This window comes from Streptomyces dryopteridis, from assembly GCF_049606955.1.
In the GTDB taxonomy this organism is placed as follows: Bacteria; Actinomycetota; Actinomycetes; order Streptomycetales; family Streptomycetaceae; genus Streptomyces.
On the sequence record NZ_CP187113.1, the window covers coordinates 3,537,294 to 3,550,942 of the forward strand.

The window sequence follows — 13,649 nt, forward strand, 5'->3', positions numbered from 1 at the left end:
TTCACCTGCGATTAACGGGGACTTCACATCCCCCGATCTTGGAAACCGGCGTGAAAGCTGCGGTTTCCCTCGGTAAGGCGGCCGGATTCGTACGGATTTCGCAGCTCCGCCCGGTCTGTCAGGTACGTGACGAAGATCGCCGGGCGCCCGGCCCCGCGCCCGTGCCCGACCCGTGCCCGGCCCGCGCGCCGCCGCCGGCCGCGTGTCCGGCCACCGCGCCCGTCGTGCCCAGCCACCCGGCCAGCTTGCCGCCGCGCGCCACCGCCCGCAGCCGCTCCTCCGCCGCGTCCCGCACCGGGTCCGTGGCCACCACCAGCAGCTCGTCCCCGCGCCGCAGCACGGTCGAGGGCTGCGGCACGAAGCTCTCCGCGTCCCGCACCACCAGGGTCACCGAGGCCCCGGCCGGCAGTCGCAGCTCGTGGATCTCCACGCCGTGCATCTTCGAGGCGGCCGGGATCGAGAACGACAGCAGGTGCCCGCGCAGCTTCTCCAGCGGCGCCGACTCGATGCCGAGGTCGGACGCGGCCTCCGCCGGATCGCCCAGCCGCAGCTTGCGCGCCAGCCAGGGCAGCGTCGGCCCCTGCACCAGCGTGTAGACCACCACGAGCACGAAGACGATGTTGAACACCCGGTCGCTGCCCTCGATCCCCGACACCATCGGGATCGTGGCCAGGATGATGGGGACGGCGCCGCGCAGGCCCGCCCACGACATCAGCGTCTGCTCCTGCCACGGCACCCGGAACGGCAGCAGCGAGACGAAGACCTCCAGGGGCCGCGCCACCATCGTCAGCACCAGACCGATGACCACCGCCGGCCAGAAGTCGTTCACCAGCTCGTGCGGCGTCACCAACAGGCCCAACAGGACGAACATGCCGATCTGGGCGATCCAGCCGAGCCCGTCGGCGAAGCCCCGGGTCGCCTGCCAGTGCGGCAACTTCGCGTTGCCCAGCACCATCGCGGTCAGGTAGACGGCGAGGAAGCCCGAACCGTGCGCCATCGCGCCCGCCGCGTACGCCGCCACCGCGATCGCCATCACGGCGATCGGGTACAGGCCGGAGGCCGGCAGGGCCACGTGCCGCAGCCCGTACGCGCCGAGGAAGCCCACCGCGAGACCGATCGTGGCGCCGATCGCCAGCTCCAGGGCTATCTTCCCGAGCAGCAGGTACCAGTCGTCCACCGGGCCGACGGTCGCGAACGCCACGACGAGGATGACCACCGGCGCGTCGTTGAAGCCGGACTCGGCCTCCAGTACGCCCGTCACCCGCGAGGGCAGGGGCACCTTGCGCAGCACCGAGAACACGGCCGCCGCGTCCGTCGAGGAGACCACCGCGCCGATCAACAGCGCCTGCCGCCACTCCAGCCCCACGAGGTAGTGCGCGCCGGCGGCGGTCACCCCGACGCTGATGGCCACGCCGACCAGAGAGAGCATCACGGCCGCGGGCAGGGCCGGTTTGATCTCTTTCCACTTCGTGCCCAGACCGCCCTCGGCCAGGATGACGACCAGGGCGGCGTAGCCGATGACCTGCGTGAGCTCGGCGTTGTCGAACGTGACGTTGCCGATGCCGTCCTGACCCATGGCTATGCCTATGCCGAGGTAGATCAGAAGGCTCGGCAGGCCGCTTCGGGACGACACGCGCACCGCCGCCACGGCGACGAGGAGCACGAGCGAGCAGACCAGCAGGAGCTCGTTGAGCTGGTGGACGGTCAGCGATCAACCCTTTCCTCGGGGCACCCGCCGGCCGGGGCCGCCGGCATCGAACCGACGGGCGCGGCGCGTTCGGGCGCGCGACACAAGTACTTCGTTACCTTACCTAATCTTTGACGGTTCCTTGACGCCTCTCACCACATTGTGAAACGCCTGTTCGGCGTAGTGCTCGGTGTGTCGGGACTTCCTGCGGCCACCTGGGGGAAGGGACCGGCGGGTCCTGCGCCTATGGTTGCTCCCAGCACTCAGGACCACCCTGCCCCTCTAAGGACAGCGATGCCCGCCACAGAATCCGCTCCCTCCACCAAGAAGAAGGGACGACGCGCCCGTCTGATCGTGCTCCTCCTGGTGCTGGTACTCGTCGCGGGCCTCGGCTACGGGGCGTACTGGACCGTGGACAACGTCCGGGCCTCGTACCCCCAGACCAGCGGCGAACTGGCCGTCCCCGGCCTGGCCAAGCCCGTCGAGGTCAAGCGCGACGCCAACGGCATTCCGCAGCTCTACGCGGACACCGACGAGGACCTCTTCCGCGCCCAGGGCTACGTGCACGCCCAGGACCGCTTCTGGGAGATGGACGTCCGCCGGCACATGACCTCCGGGCGCCTCTCCGAGATGTTCGGCGAGGGCCAGGTCGAGACCGACGCCTTCCTGCGCACCCTGGGCTGGCGCAAGGTCGCCCAGGAGGAGTGGGACAAGAAGCTCAGCCCCGAGACCAAGAAGTTCCTCACCGCCTACGCCGACGGGGTCAACGCCTGGCTCAAGGGCAAGTCCGGCAAGGACCTGTCCGTCGAGCACGCCGCGCTGAAGCTGACCGAGGACTACGTGCCCGAGCAGTGGTCGCCGGTGGACTCGGTGGCCTGGCTCAAGGCCATGGCCTGGGACCTGCGCGGGAACATGCAGGACGAGATCGACCGCGCGCTGATGGCGGGCAAGCTGACGCAGGCGCAGATCGACCAGCTCTACCCGCCGTACCCCTTCGAGCGGAACCGGCCGATCGTGGACGGCGGCAAGGTCGGCACCGAGGGCTTCACCGCCGCCAAGGGCGACGGCGACACGGGCACGGGCACGGGCAACGGGACCTCGGGCACCGGCGGCACCGGCACCAACGGCACGGGCGGCACCGGGACCAACGGCCTCGCCCCGCAGACCTCCGGCACCAATTCCCTGCCCGGCGCCGCCGAGGGCGTCCGCGCCCAGCTCGGCGCCCTGGCCAGGACCCTGGACCAGGTCCCGGCGATCCTCGGCCCGAACGGCTCCGGCATCGGCTCGAACTCCTGGGTGGTCTCGGGCAAGTACACGACCACCGGCAAGCCGCTGCTCGCCAACGACCCGCACCTCTCCCCGCAGCTGCCCTCCGTCTGGTACCAGATGGGCCTGCACTGCAAGACGAAGTCCGCCGCGTGCAGCTTCGACGTGGCCGGGTTCACCTTCTCCGGGATGCCCGGCGTGGTCATCGGCCACAACGGCGACATCGCGTGGGGCATGACGAACCTGGGCGCCGACGTGAGCGACCTGTTCCTGGAGCAGGTCCGCCCCGACGGCTACCTGCGCGACGGCAAGACCGTCCCGTTCACCACCCGCGAAGAGGTCATCAAGGTCGCGGGCGGCGAGAGCAAGAAGATCACCGTGCGCTCCACCGGGAACGGCCCGCTGATCTCCGACCGCAGCTCCGAGCTGTCCACCGTCGGCGTCCGAGCCCCCGTGGACGGCTCCGCCCCCGACCGGGGCAACGGCTACGGCATCGCGCTGCGCTGGACCGCCCTGGACCCGGGCAAGTCCATGGACGCCGTCTTCAAGATCGACCGCGCCAAGGACTTCACCGGCTTCCGCGCGGCGGCCGCCGAGTTCGAGGTCCCCTCGCAGAACCTGATCTACGCGGACAACAAGGGCCAGTACGGCAACATCGGCTACCAGGCCCCGGGCCGCATCCCGATCCGCGGCAAGGGCGACGGGCGTAGCCCGGCCCCCGGCTGGGACTCGGCGTACGCGTGGAAGGCCGACTCCAAGGGCGCCAAGCCCAAGGAGGACCCTGACGGCACGGGTACCGGCACGGGCACGGGCACCGGAACGGGTACCGGCACCGGCACGGGCACGGGCACCGGCACCGGCACCGGGACGGGCACCGCCCGCGACGGCGACGGCGGCTGGATCCCGCAGGACGAGCTGCCCTGGGAGCTGAACCCGGCCCGCGGCTACATCGTCACGGCGAACCAGGCCGTCATCAAGTCGACCCCGGCCGCCGACAAGGACAAGGGCACGGGCAACGGCACGGGCACCGGGACCGGCAACGGCACGGGCACCGGCACGGGCACGGGCAACGGTCCCGGCGCGAGCGCCGGCGGCTACCCGTACACCCTGACCACCGACTGGGGCTACGGCACCCGCTCGCAGCGGATCAACGACCTCATCGAGGCGAAGATCAAGGGCGGCGGCAAGATCTCCACCGACGACATGCGCACCATGCAGATGGACAACAGCAGCGAGATCGCCACGCTGCTCACCCCCATCCTGCTGAAGATCGACGTCGACGACCCGGAGGTCCGCGAGGCCCAGCGCCTGCTGGAGGGCTGGAACTACACGCAGGAGCCCGACTCGGCCGCCGCCGCGTACTTCAACGCCGTCTGGCGCAACATCCTGAAGCTGGCCTTCGGCGACAAGATGCCCAAGGAGCTGCGGGTCGAGGGCTCCTGCGCCAACGTCCCGGCCAACGCCGCCGGCCCCGCCGACGACCTGTCCCGGGTGGTCCGCGAGTGCGGCGAGCGCGGTCCGGACTCGGCGCAGCCCGACGGCGGCGACCGCTGGTTCGAGGTGGTCCGCAACCTGCTGAAGGACGAGAAGTCGCCGTGGTGGAAGGCCCCCGGGACCCGCAAGGCCCCCGAGGCCACCACCCGTGACCAGCTCTTCGCCCGGGCCATGACGGACGCGCGCTGGGAGCTGACGGCCACCCTCGGCAAGGACACCGACGCCTGGTCCTGGGGCCGGCTGCACCAGCTGACCCTGAAGAACCAGACCCTGGGCACCGAGGGCCCCTCCGCCGTGAAGTGGCTGCTCAACCGGGGTCCGTGGAACCTGGGCGGCGGCGAGGCCACGGTCAACGCCACCGGCTGGAACGCGTCCTCGGGCTACGGGGTGACCTGGGTGCCGTCCATGCGGATGGTCGTGAACCTCAAGGACCTGGACAAGTCCCGCTGGATCAACCTGACCGGGGCCTCCGGGCACGCGTACCACCCGAACTACTACGACCAGACCGACATGTGGGCCAAGGGCGAACTGCTCGACTGGCCGTTCGGGAAGGCCGCGGTGGACAAGGCCACCGTCGACACCCTCACGCTGACCCCGGGCAACTGACCCGGGGGCGCGTGACGGCGAGCTAGCGAAAGCGCCGGACCCCCGAGGGGGTGACGGCGGCGCGCACGGGGTGGTCGTGCGGTTCCTCCGGGACCCGCGCGACCACCTCGTCGTCGTAGAGGAGCACCACCAGGGCCGGGTTCCGGCCGGCCGCCGCGAGCCGGGCCAGCACCCGGTCGTAGCTGCCGCCGCCCCGGCCCAGCCGCATCCCGCGCCCGTCCACGGCCAGCCCGGGCAGCAGCACGGCGTCCGCGTCCAGCACGGCCGCCGGCCCGAGCGGCCTCCCGGCGGGCTCCCACAGCCGCAGCCGGCTGCCCTCCCGCCCGGCCGCGACCAGGGCCCCGGGCCCCTCGTAGGGGGCCCAGTCCAGGTCGTCGTCGGGCAGCAGCACGGGCAGCAGCACGCGGACCCCGGCCGTGCGCAGGGCGTCGAGCAGGGCGCGGGTGCCGGGTTCGGTGCCGACGGAGACGTACGCGGCGACGGTGCGGGCCCCGGCCAGTTCGGGCAGGGCGGCGGCGCGGCCGGCGAGGGCGTCGGCGTCGGCGGCGCGATCCTCGGGGGAGCGGGCGCGGCGGGCGCGCAGGAGCTCGCGCCGGAGCGCGGCCTTGGCGGCGGGGTCGGCGGGGTCGGTGGGGCCGTCGGGGTGGGGCTGGGGGGTCGGGTGGGGCTGCACGCCGGCTCGATTCCGTCTCTTAGCGGGACAAGTACTGAGGAATTTCCCTGAGGCACATGTTCGACCCAGGTGCACCCTCTATCGTGCTGACCATGACTCCGTCGCGCCCCGTGATCAAGAAGGCCGTCATTCCGGCCGCAGGGCTGGGCACCCGTTTCCTGCCCGCGACCAAGGCCACGCCGAAGGAGATGCTCCCGGTCGTGGACAAGCCGGCCATCCAGTACGTGGTGGAGGAGGCGGTGGCGGCGGGGCTGGACGACGTGCTCATGATCACGGGTCGCAACAAGCGTCCGCTGGAGGACCACTTCGACCGCAACCACGAGCTGGAGTCCGCGCTGATCGCCAAGGGCGACGACGACCGGCTCAAGAAGGTCCAGGAGTCCAGCGACCTCGCCACCATGCACTACGTCCGCCAAGGCGACCCGCGCGGCCTCGGGCACGCGGTGCTGTGCGCGGAGCCGCACGTGGGCCGCGAGCCCTTCGCGGTGCTCCTCGGCGACGACCTGATCGACCCGCGCGACCCGCTGCTGTCCCGGATGACGCGGGTGCGCGAGCTGCTCGGCGGCACCGTGATCGCGTTGATGGAGGTCGAGCCGGAGCAGATCCGGTTGTACGGCTGCGCCGCCGTGACCCCGACGGACGACGCGGACGTGGTCCGCGTGACCGGCCTGATCGAGAAGCCGGAGCCGGGCGAGGCGCCCAGCAATTACGCGGTCATCGGACGGTATGTCCTCGACCCGGCGATCTTCGACATACTGCGGGAGACGCAGCCGGGCCGCGGCGGGGAGATCCAGCTCACCGACGCCCTGCAGAAGCTGGCCGCCGACGAGAGCGTCGGCGGTCCGGTGCACGGCGTGGTCTTCCGGGGCCGGCGCTACGACACCGGGGACCGCGGCGACTGGCTGCGGGCCATCGTCCGTCTCGCCTGCGAGCGCGAGGACCTGGGCCCCGAGTTCCGCACCTGGCTGCGGACGTTCGTCACGGAGGAGATGGAGCAGTCTTGAGCAACACCGCACCGCAGGACCCCACCGCCCGGCTCTGGTCGGTGGACGAGCACCTGGCCGACATCCTCGCGACGATCCGGCCGCTGGAGCCGATCGAGCTTCAGCTCCTCGACGCGCAGGGCTGCGTCCTGGTCGAGGACGTGACCGTGCCGGTCTCGCTGCCGCCCTTCGACAACAGCTCCATGGACGGGTACGCGGTGCGCGTGGCCGACGTGGCGGCGGCCACCGAGGAGCACCCGGCCGTGCTCACCGTGATCGGGGACGTGGCGGCGGGCAGCGGCGAGCTGCCCGAGGTCGGCCCCGGCGAGGCCGCCCGCATCATGACCGGCGCCCCGCTGCCGCCCGGCGCGGACGCGGTGGTCCCGGTGGAGTGGACGGACGGCGGCACCGGCGCGGGGGTCGGCGAGACCCTCGGCATGGTCCCGGCCGCCGACGCCCCGGAGGGCGCGGCGGGCGAGGTCCGCGTGCACCGTCCGGCGCGGACCCGGGAGCACGTGCGGGACAAGGGGAGCGACGTGCGGGCCGGGGACCTGGCGCTGGCCGCCGGCACCGTGCTCGGCCCGCCGCAGATCGCGCTGCTCGCGGCGATCGGCCGGGGCAGCGTCACGGTCCGCCCGCGTCCGCGGGTGGTCGTCATGTCCACCGGCAGCGAGTTGACCCAGCCGGGCGAGGAACTGCCCGCCGGCGCCATCTACGACTCCAACAGCTTCGCGCTGGCGGCGGCGGCCCGGGACGCCGGCGCCCTGGCCTACCGGGTCGGGGCGGTCGCCGACGACGCGGACGTGCTGCGGGACACCATCGAGGACCAGCTGATCCGGGCCGACCTGCTGGTCACCACGGGCGGGGTCAGCGTCGGCGCGTACGACGTGGTCAAGGAGGCCCTCGGCGGGGTCGGCGCGGCCGACCTGGGCCGCACCACCGCCTACGAGGGCGACGGAGCCGACTCGGACGGTGCGGACGACTCGGACGGGGCCGCGGGGACGGCCGGCGGGGGCGTGGACTTCCGCAAGCTCGCGATGCAGCCCGGCAAGCCGCAGGGCTTCGGCGCGATCGGCCCCGACCGCACCCCGCTGCTGGCGCTGCCCGGCAACCCGGTGTCCTCCTACGTCTCCTTCGAGTTGTTCGTGCGGCCCGCGATCCGCGCCCTGATGGGCCTGCCGGACCCGAGCCGGCCCACCGTGCGGGCGGTGCTGAAGGCGGACGCGGCCCTGCGGTCGCCGGCGGCCCGCCGGCAGTTCCTGCGCGGGGCCCACGACCCGGTCTCGGGCACGGTCTCCCCGGTCGGCGGATCGGGCTCGCACCTGATCGCCGCGCTCGCCCACGCGGACTGCCTGATCGTGGTCCCGGAGGACGTGGTGTCGGTGGAGCCGGGGACCGAGGTGGAGGTGGTCCTCCTCGGGTGAGGCGGGCCCCGGGCGGGTAGCGTGGGCCCCCACACAGAGGCCCCCCGCGTGACGCGCGGGGCCCCGATCGGGAGCGGTACCGCGCATGAGCACGCAGAGCAGGCTGACCCACATCGACGAGGCGGGCGCGGCCCGCATGGTCGACGTCTCGGCGAAGGACGTCACGACGCGCACCGCGCGCGCCAGTGGCCGCGTGCTGGTGGCGCCCCGGGTGATCGAACTGCTGCGGGGCGAGGGCGTGCCGAAGGGCGACGCCCTCGCCACCGCGCGGATCGCGGGGATCATGGGCGCGAAGAAGACCCCCGAACTGATCCCGCTGTGCCACCCGCTGGCCGTCTCGGGGGTCACGGTGGACCTGTCGGTCGCCGACGACGCGGTGGAGATCCTCGCCACCGTGAAGACCACCGACCGCACGGGCGTGGAGATGGAGGCCCTGACGGCGGTGGCGGTGGCCGGGCTGACGGTGATCGACATGGTGAAGGCCGTGGACAAGGGCGCCGTCATCACCGACGTGCGGGTCGAGGAGAAGACCGGCGGCAAGTCGGGCGACTGGAGCCGGGCGTGAGCCCGCGCGCCGGCGAGGCGCACAGCCACGCGCACGACGACGGCGCGCGCCCCGCGCCCGAACACACCCCGGACCGGGCGCCGGACGCGGCCCGCGCGCCGCGCGCGCTGGTGGTGACGGCCTCGAACCGCGCCTCGCGCGGGGTGTACGCCGACCGCGGCGGCCCGGTGCTGGCCGAGGGCCTGACGGGCCTGGGCTTCGCCGTGGACGGCCCGCTGGTGGTGCCGGACGGGGACCCCGTGGAGGCGGCGCTGCGCGAGGCGGTGGCGGCCGGCTACGACGTGGTGCTGACCACCGGCGGCACCGGCATCTCGCCCACCGACCGCACCCCGGACGCGACCGCGAAGGTGCTGGACTACGAGATCCCGGGGATCCCGCAGGCGATCCGCGCCGAGAACCTGGCGAAGGTGCCCACGGCCGCGCTCTCGCGGGGCCTGGCGGGCGTGGCCGGGCACACCCTGATCGTGAACCTGCCGGGTTCCACGGGCGGGGTGCGCGACGGGCTGACCGTCCTGTCCCGGATCCTGCTGCACGCGGTGGACCAGATCCGCGGCGGCGACCACCCACGAGCGGACGCGGGGAGCGGAAGCTGAACGGACCCTCTTGGCCGGTGACGCTGACCGACGGGGACGTCAGCCTCCGGCCGATACGTCTGCGCGACCACGCGGACTGGCGCGAGGTCAACCGGCGCAACCGGGACTGGCTGCGCCCGTGGGAGGCGACCGTGCCGCCGCCCGCCCCGTGGGGGCCGGTGGTGCGGCGTCCGACCTTCCGTCAGATGGTGCGCCACCTGCGGGCCGAGGCGAACGCGGGGCGGATGCTGCCGTTCGTCGTCGAGTACCGGGGGCGGCTGGTCGGGCAGTTGACGGTGGCCGGGATCACCTGGGGCTCGATGTGCGGGGCGCACGTGGGGTACTGGGTGGACCGGGAGGTGGCCGGGCGCGGGGTGATGCCGACGGCGGTGGCGCTGGCGGTGGACCACTGCTTCCGCAAGGTGGGGCTGCACCGGATCGAGGTGTGCGTGCGGCCGGAGAACGGGCCGAGCCGGCGGGTGGCGGAGAAGCTGGGCTTCCGCGAGGAGGGCCTGCGCCCGCGCTACCTGCACATCGACGGGGCCTGGCGGGACCACCTGGTGTACGCGTTGACGTCGGAGGAGGTGCCGGAGGGTCTGGTGAACCGCTGGCACGCGGCCCGGCACGCCAAGAAAAGCGAATAAGTGTTCGAATGTTTTCGGGAATCGACCATAATTCGATCCGGAGAATCACAAAAAAAGTCCGTGATATCAGCCGGATCGTGCGACACACCGAACCAATTGGCAGTTGGGCCCGCCCGCGCCCCTCTACGGTGTGAGGTGTGAGCAGCAGCGGCCTCATCTACGCAGTCATCGTGGGGGCCTGGGCCGCCTACTTGGTGCCCATGTGGCTCCGCAGGCAGGACGAGCTGAACGAGGCCCGTCCGACGGAACGCTTCTCCACCGCCATCCGGCTCCTGTCGGGTCGCGCGGGAATGGAGCGCCGGTACGCCAAGGACCTGCGGGAACGGGATGCCAAGGAGGCGGGGCAGCGGCCCCACGCGGACCCGGACGCCGTGACGGAACGAGTCGATTCCGTCGACGCCGACGTTCGGGCCTTCGGCATGCCCGCGCCCGGCGCGCACGCCGGTGAACCCGGCCAGGCCGGCCCGCCCCGCGCGCCCGTCCCCGAGACCCCGCCCACCCGCGCCGAACCCCGCTCCGTCACGGTCGAACGCGAACGCCGGGCCCGCCGCAAGCGCCGCTCCCGGGCCCTGGCCCGCCGCCGGCGCACCACCGCCCTGCTCTTCCTCCTCTTCACCGCCACCGCGCTCGCCGCCGTGGCCCTCGGCGGCCGCTTCCTGTGGCTGCCCGCCCTGCCCGCCGTCCTCCTGAGCGCCTACATCCTGCACCTGCGCGCGCAGGAACGCCGCCGCTTCGCGTTCACCATGGACCGCCAGCGCGCCGAGGCCGCCGCGCACCGCCTGCGCGAGAGCCGCGGCCTGCGCCGCCCCGAACCGGCACCCGTCTTCGACGAGGACACCCCCGAACCCGAACCCGCCCCCCGGCTCACCCCGCAGGAGGCCGGCCGGCGCGCCCTGGTCGAACAGACCGACCACGCCGAGTGGGTGGACCAACAGCGCGAACGCGAACGCGGCCCGGCGCGCGGCGAGAGCTGGGAACCCGTCCCGGTCCCGCTGCCCACGTACGTCACGGCCCCGGTCGCCCCCCGCGCCGGCGCCTCGCCCGCCGCCGACCCCTGGAGCCCCACCCGCTCCAGCAGCGCCGAACCCACCGACCCCCGCCTGCGCGCCCAGGGCGCCCGCCCGAAGCCCCCGCGCGAGGACCGCGCCCCCGAGGAGCGCCCGGCCCGCCCCCACCGCCCCCGCGACGCGGGCCGCACCCCCCTCTTCGACCAGTGCGAACCGGAGGACCGCCCCCGCGCCGCCAACGAGTGACCACCCCTCCGACCTGCGCGGCAGCGGATTTTGGAGCATCCGGCGGAGGGTGCTAATGTTTCACACGTCGCAAGGGCCTGTGGCGCAGTCTGGTAGCGCACCTCGTTCGCATCGAGGGGGTCTGGGGTTCAAATCCCCACAGGTCCACAAACGACAGTTCCCGGGTAGCCCCCGAGAACGTCCTGAGATCCCGTCCCACCGCAAGGTGAGACGGGATCTCGGCGTTTGTGGGGGTCGAGTGGGGTTTCCGGGGCGGTCGTGAGCTCGCGTCCCGCTCGCCGAGCGCGGGTGGGCTGGTGTGGGGGCGGCTTGTTTGTTTCGCTGGGGGGATGCAGCCCTTGTACGTGGTCGAGTTCGACGTGTCGGCGGCGCCCGGCGTCGAGGTCGACGTGGCCGGTCGGTTACGCGCCCACCTCGCCTCCTGGCTCGACGGGAACAGTGGGCTGGGGCCCACGGTCGAGGAGTTGACCCGGTCCGGGGAGGTCACGCTGCCGGCCCGGCCGCCCGGGCGGGAGCGGCGGTCGGCGCGGTGGGCCGTCGCGGGGGGTGACGGGTCGCGGGCGGTGCGCGTGCACCTGTCGCATCCCGTGGACAGCGGCGCCCTGTTCCTCACCCAGGTCACCCTCGCCGACCTCGCCGGCAGCGTCGTGTTGCGGGTGGCCCTGGGGCAGGAGATACCCAGCGGCTGGCTCGCGCCGATCGAGGATCCGCCGCTGTACCGGCCGAATCTGCTCGGTCGGGTCGGCGGGGACAAGGACCTGCGGCTGCACACCCTCGGCCGGCCCGTCTCCGACCGGTTCGAGGCGGTCCGCCGCAGTGAGGACGTGCCCGCGCTGGTGGCCTCGCTCACCGCCGCCGGCCCCCTGCCCACCCTGCTCGTGCACCCCCGGGACGAGGACGCGCGCGCCCTGGTGCGGCGGGCCTCCTCCCAACTGCTGGGTCTGGCCCGGGTGGTCGCCCTGAACTACGCGGGCGGTCAGGAGCTCGTGCGGGCCCTGCCCCGGTTGCGGGTGCCCGACGGCGGGGCGCTGCTGGTGTGGCCGCAGCTCACCCTGGCCCACCCCCGGTTCACGCGGGCCGAGCTCGCCGATCCCGGTGTCGTCGAACGGTGGACCCGCACCCTCGCCGGTCTGTCCGTGCTCGCCCGCGGTTCCGATCGGGGCTGGGGTTCGGCCCGGCAGGCCGGGCTGCGGGACGCCGCCCGTCGGGCCGACGCCCGGCTCGCCGAGGCCCGGCACCTCGGCGGGCTGAAGGCCGCGAACGCCGAACTCCAGCGGCGGGTGCGGGAGTTGGAGGCGGAGGCCGGGCAGTGGGAGGAGCTGGCCCTGGCCGAGTCCGCGCGCGCCGACGAGTACGCCGGCCTCGCCGCCGACGCCGCGCAGAGTCGCGAGGAGGCCACCCGGTGGCGCGAGCTGTGGGAGCAGGAACGGGCGACGGGACAGGCCCCGCCGCCCGCCGACCCCTGGCAGGAGATCCCGCCGCTGGACCACGGGGACGCGGGCGCCGTCTATCGGGCCCTCGAAGCGGCCTCCGGCGGCCGGGTCGTGTTCACCCCCGGCGCCGAACGCAGTTGGAAGGCGATCCGCTACCGCCATCCCGACGAGATGCGCGAGCAGCTGATCCTGCTGGCCAAGGCCGCCGCCGACCTGTACGAGGAGAGCACCGGGCCGATGCCGCACCTCGACGAGTGGTTCTCCACCGAGCACGGGCTGCGGGTGGCCACCAGCGACCAGACCCTCAAGAAGGACCAGCGCAAGCGGTACGCCGAGTTCGAGGGCGCCCAGTGGGACACCCTCCCGCACGTGAAGGTCCGCGACGGGGTCGCCCACAGCGAGTGCGGGCGGATCCACTTCGCCCTCGACCCCAAGGGCCGCCGCTTCGTCGTGGACCACGTCGGCGTGAAGAAGTACTGAGCCCGGCCCCGCCCCGCCCCCGTCGCCGATGATGAGTACATGACTGAACACGAACTGCCGTACGCCGTGGACGCCAAGGCGCTTCAGGGGCTCGCGGAGGGCCACCACGCGCGGGCCGCGCGGGCCCTCGGCACCCGCGAGGCCGCCGGGCACCTGGTGAAGACGTACGTGATCGAGGCCCCGGGCCGCCGCGTGTCGGAGGCGGAGGTGGGCGCCGCCCTGCGCACCGCCGAGGGGCACCTGGCCGGCGGGGCCACGCGCGGTACGACGGGCCTGTCCGTGCTCGTCCTGCACGCGGGCGGGGACGGGGACTACCTGCTCGTGCACACGTGGATCGAGGGCTTCATGTCCGACCTGGCCGTGTTCACCGGCCCCGCCGACCGGCCGGCCGAACTGCGGCCGGGCCGGGCCGGGTTGGCGCCGTGCGTGTGGGAGGCGGCGGTGCTGGCCCACGAACGGGACGCGTTCGCGCGCTACGTGCTCGACGGGACCGGGCCGCTCCCGGACCGGCTCGCGGCCTGGGGCGCGGACGTGGTCACCGGCGACCTGCGCTGAGCGGGTCGGGGCGG

General features: G+C 73.5%; 11 protein-coding genes and 1 tRNA gene. 10 read left to right on the forward strand and 2 right to left on the reverse strand.

Features of this window, described 5'->3' with window-relative positions:
* Nucleotides 1–118: 118 nt before the first annotated feature.
* Nucleotides 119–1,663 (reverse strand): potassium/proton antiporter, encoded by a 1,545-nt coding sequence (locus ACN20G_RS15165; RefSeq protein WP_424213307.1) that lies wholly within the window; start codon nucleotides 1,661–1,663, stop codon nucleotides 119–121.
* Between the two features lie 318 nt (nucleotides 1,664–1,981).
* Here ACN20G_RS15165 and ACN20G_RS15170 point away from each other — a divergent pair, with 318 nt between their 5' ends.
* Entirely contained in the window at nucleotides 1,982–5,053 is a 3,072-nt protein-coding gene (locus ACN20G_RS15170) for a penicillin acylase family protein (protein ID WP_424213308.1), read from the forward strand.
* A gap of 22 nt (nucleotides 5,054–5,075) precedes the next feature.
* Here ACN20G_RS15170 and ACN20G_RS15175 read toward each other — a convergent pair whose 3' ends face one another.
* A complete protein-coding gene (locus ACN20G_RS15175) occupies nucleotides 5,076–5,726 on the reverse strand; it encodes a 5-formyltetrahydrofolate cyclo-ligase (RefSeq protein ID WP_424213309.1) in 651 nt (216 codons plus the stop codon).
* A 92-nt stretch (nucleotides 5,727–5,818) separates the two neighbouring features.
* Between ACN20G_RS15175 and galU the strand changes: the two genes are divergently transcribed.
* From galU to ACN20G_RS15220, 9 genes are all read left to right on the forward strand, one after another.
* The gene (gene galU / locus ACN20G_RS15180) at nucleotides 5,819–6,730 is read left to right on the forward strand and encodes a UTP--glucose-1-phosphate uridylyltransferase GalU (protein WP_424213310.1); all 912 of its coding nucleotides are present in this window, start codon (nucleotides 5,819–5,821) and stop codon (nucleotides 6,728–6,730) included.
* Nucleotides 6,727–8,133 carry a gephyrin-like molybdotransferase Glp gene (gene glp, locus ACN20G_RS15185; protein ID WP_424213311.1) on the forward strand — a complete coding sequence of 469 codons (1,407 nt, stop codon included), beginning with the start codon at nucleotides 6,727–6,729 and terminating at the stop codon, nucleotides 8,131–8,133. Before galU ends, glp begins: the two co-directional genes overlap by 4 nt.
* 85 nt (nucleotides 8,134–8,218) lie before the next feature.
* Nucleotides 8,219–8,698 carry a cyclic pyranopterin monophosphate synthase MoaC gene (moaC, locus tag ACN20G_RS15190; RefSeq protein ID WP_424213312.1) on the forward strand — a complete coding sequence of 160 codons (480 nt, stop codon included), beginning with the start codon at nucleotides 8,219–8,221 and terminating at the stop codon, nucleotides 8,696–8,698.
* The gene (locus ACN20G_RS15195) at nucleotides 8,695–9,291 is read left to right on the forward strand and encodes a MogA/MoaB family molybdenum cofactor biosynthesis protein (protein WP_424213313.1); all 597 of its coding nucleotides are present in this window, start codon (nucleotides 8,695–8,697) and stop codon (nucleotides 9,289–9,291) included. The genes moaC and ACN20G_RS15195 overlap by 4 nt, the downstream gene beginning before the upstream one ends.
* Before the next feature lie 17 nt (nucleotides 9,292–9,308).
* Nucleotides 9,309–9,914, forward strand: coding sequence for a GNAT family N-acetyltransferase (locus tag ACN20G_RS15200; protein WP_424213314.1), 606 nt, complete (start codon nucleotides 9,309–9,311; stop codon nucleotides 9,912–9,914).
* 137 nt (nucleotides 9,915–10,051) lie between these two features.
* Complete coding sequence (gene glpR, locus ACN20G_RS15205) at nucleotides 10,052–11,167, forward strand: gephyrin-like molybdotransferase receptor GlpR (protein WP_424213315.1); 1,116 nt, start codon at nucleotides 10,052–10,054, stop codon at nucleotides 11,165–11,167.
* A 73-nt stretch (nucleotides 11,168–11,240) separates the two neighbouring features.
* Nucleotides 11,241–11,314: transfer RNA gene (locus ACN20G_RS15210), tRNA-Ala, on the forward strand.
* A 182-nt stretch (nucleotides 11,315–11,496) separates the two neighbouring features.
* Complete coding sequence (locus ACN20G_RS15215; RefSeq protein ID WP_424213316.1) at nucleotides 11,497–13,080, forward strand: hypothetical protein; 1,584 nt, start codon at nucleotides 11,497–11,499, stop codon at nucleotides 13,078–13,080.
* Between the two features lie 39 nt (nucleotides 13,081–13,119).
* A complete protein-coding gene (locus tag ACN20G_RS15220) occupies nucleotides 13,120–13,635 on the forward strand; it encodes a hypothetical protein (protein WP_424213317.1) in 516 nt (171 codons plus the stop codon).
* The last annotated feature ends 14 nt before the right edge of the window (nucleotides 13,636–13,649 follow it).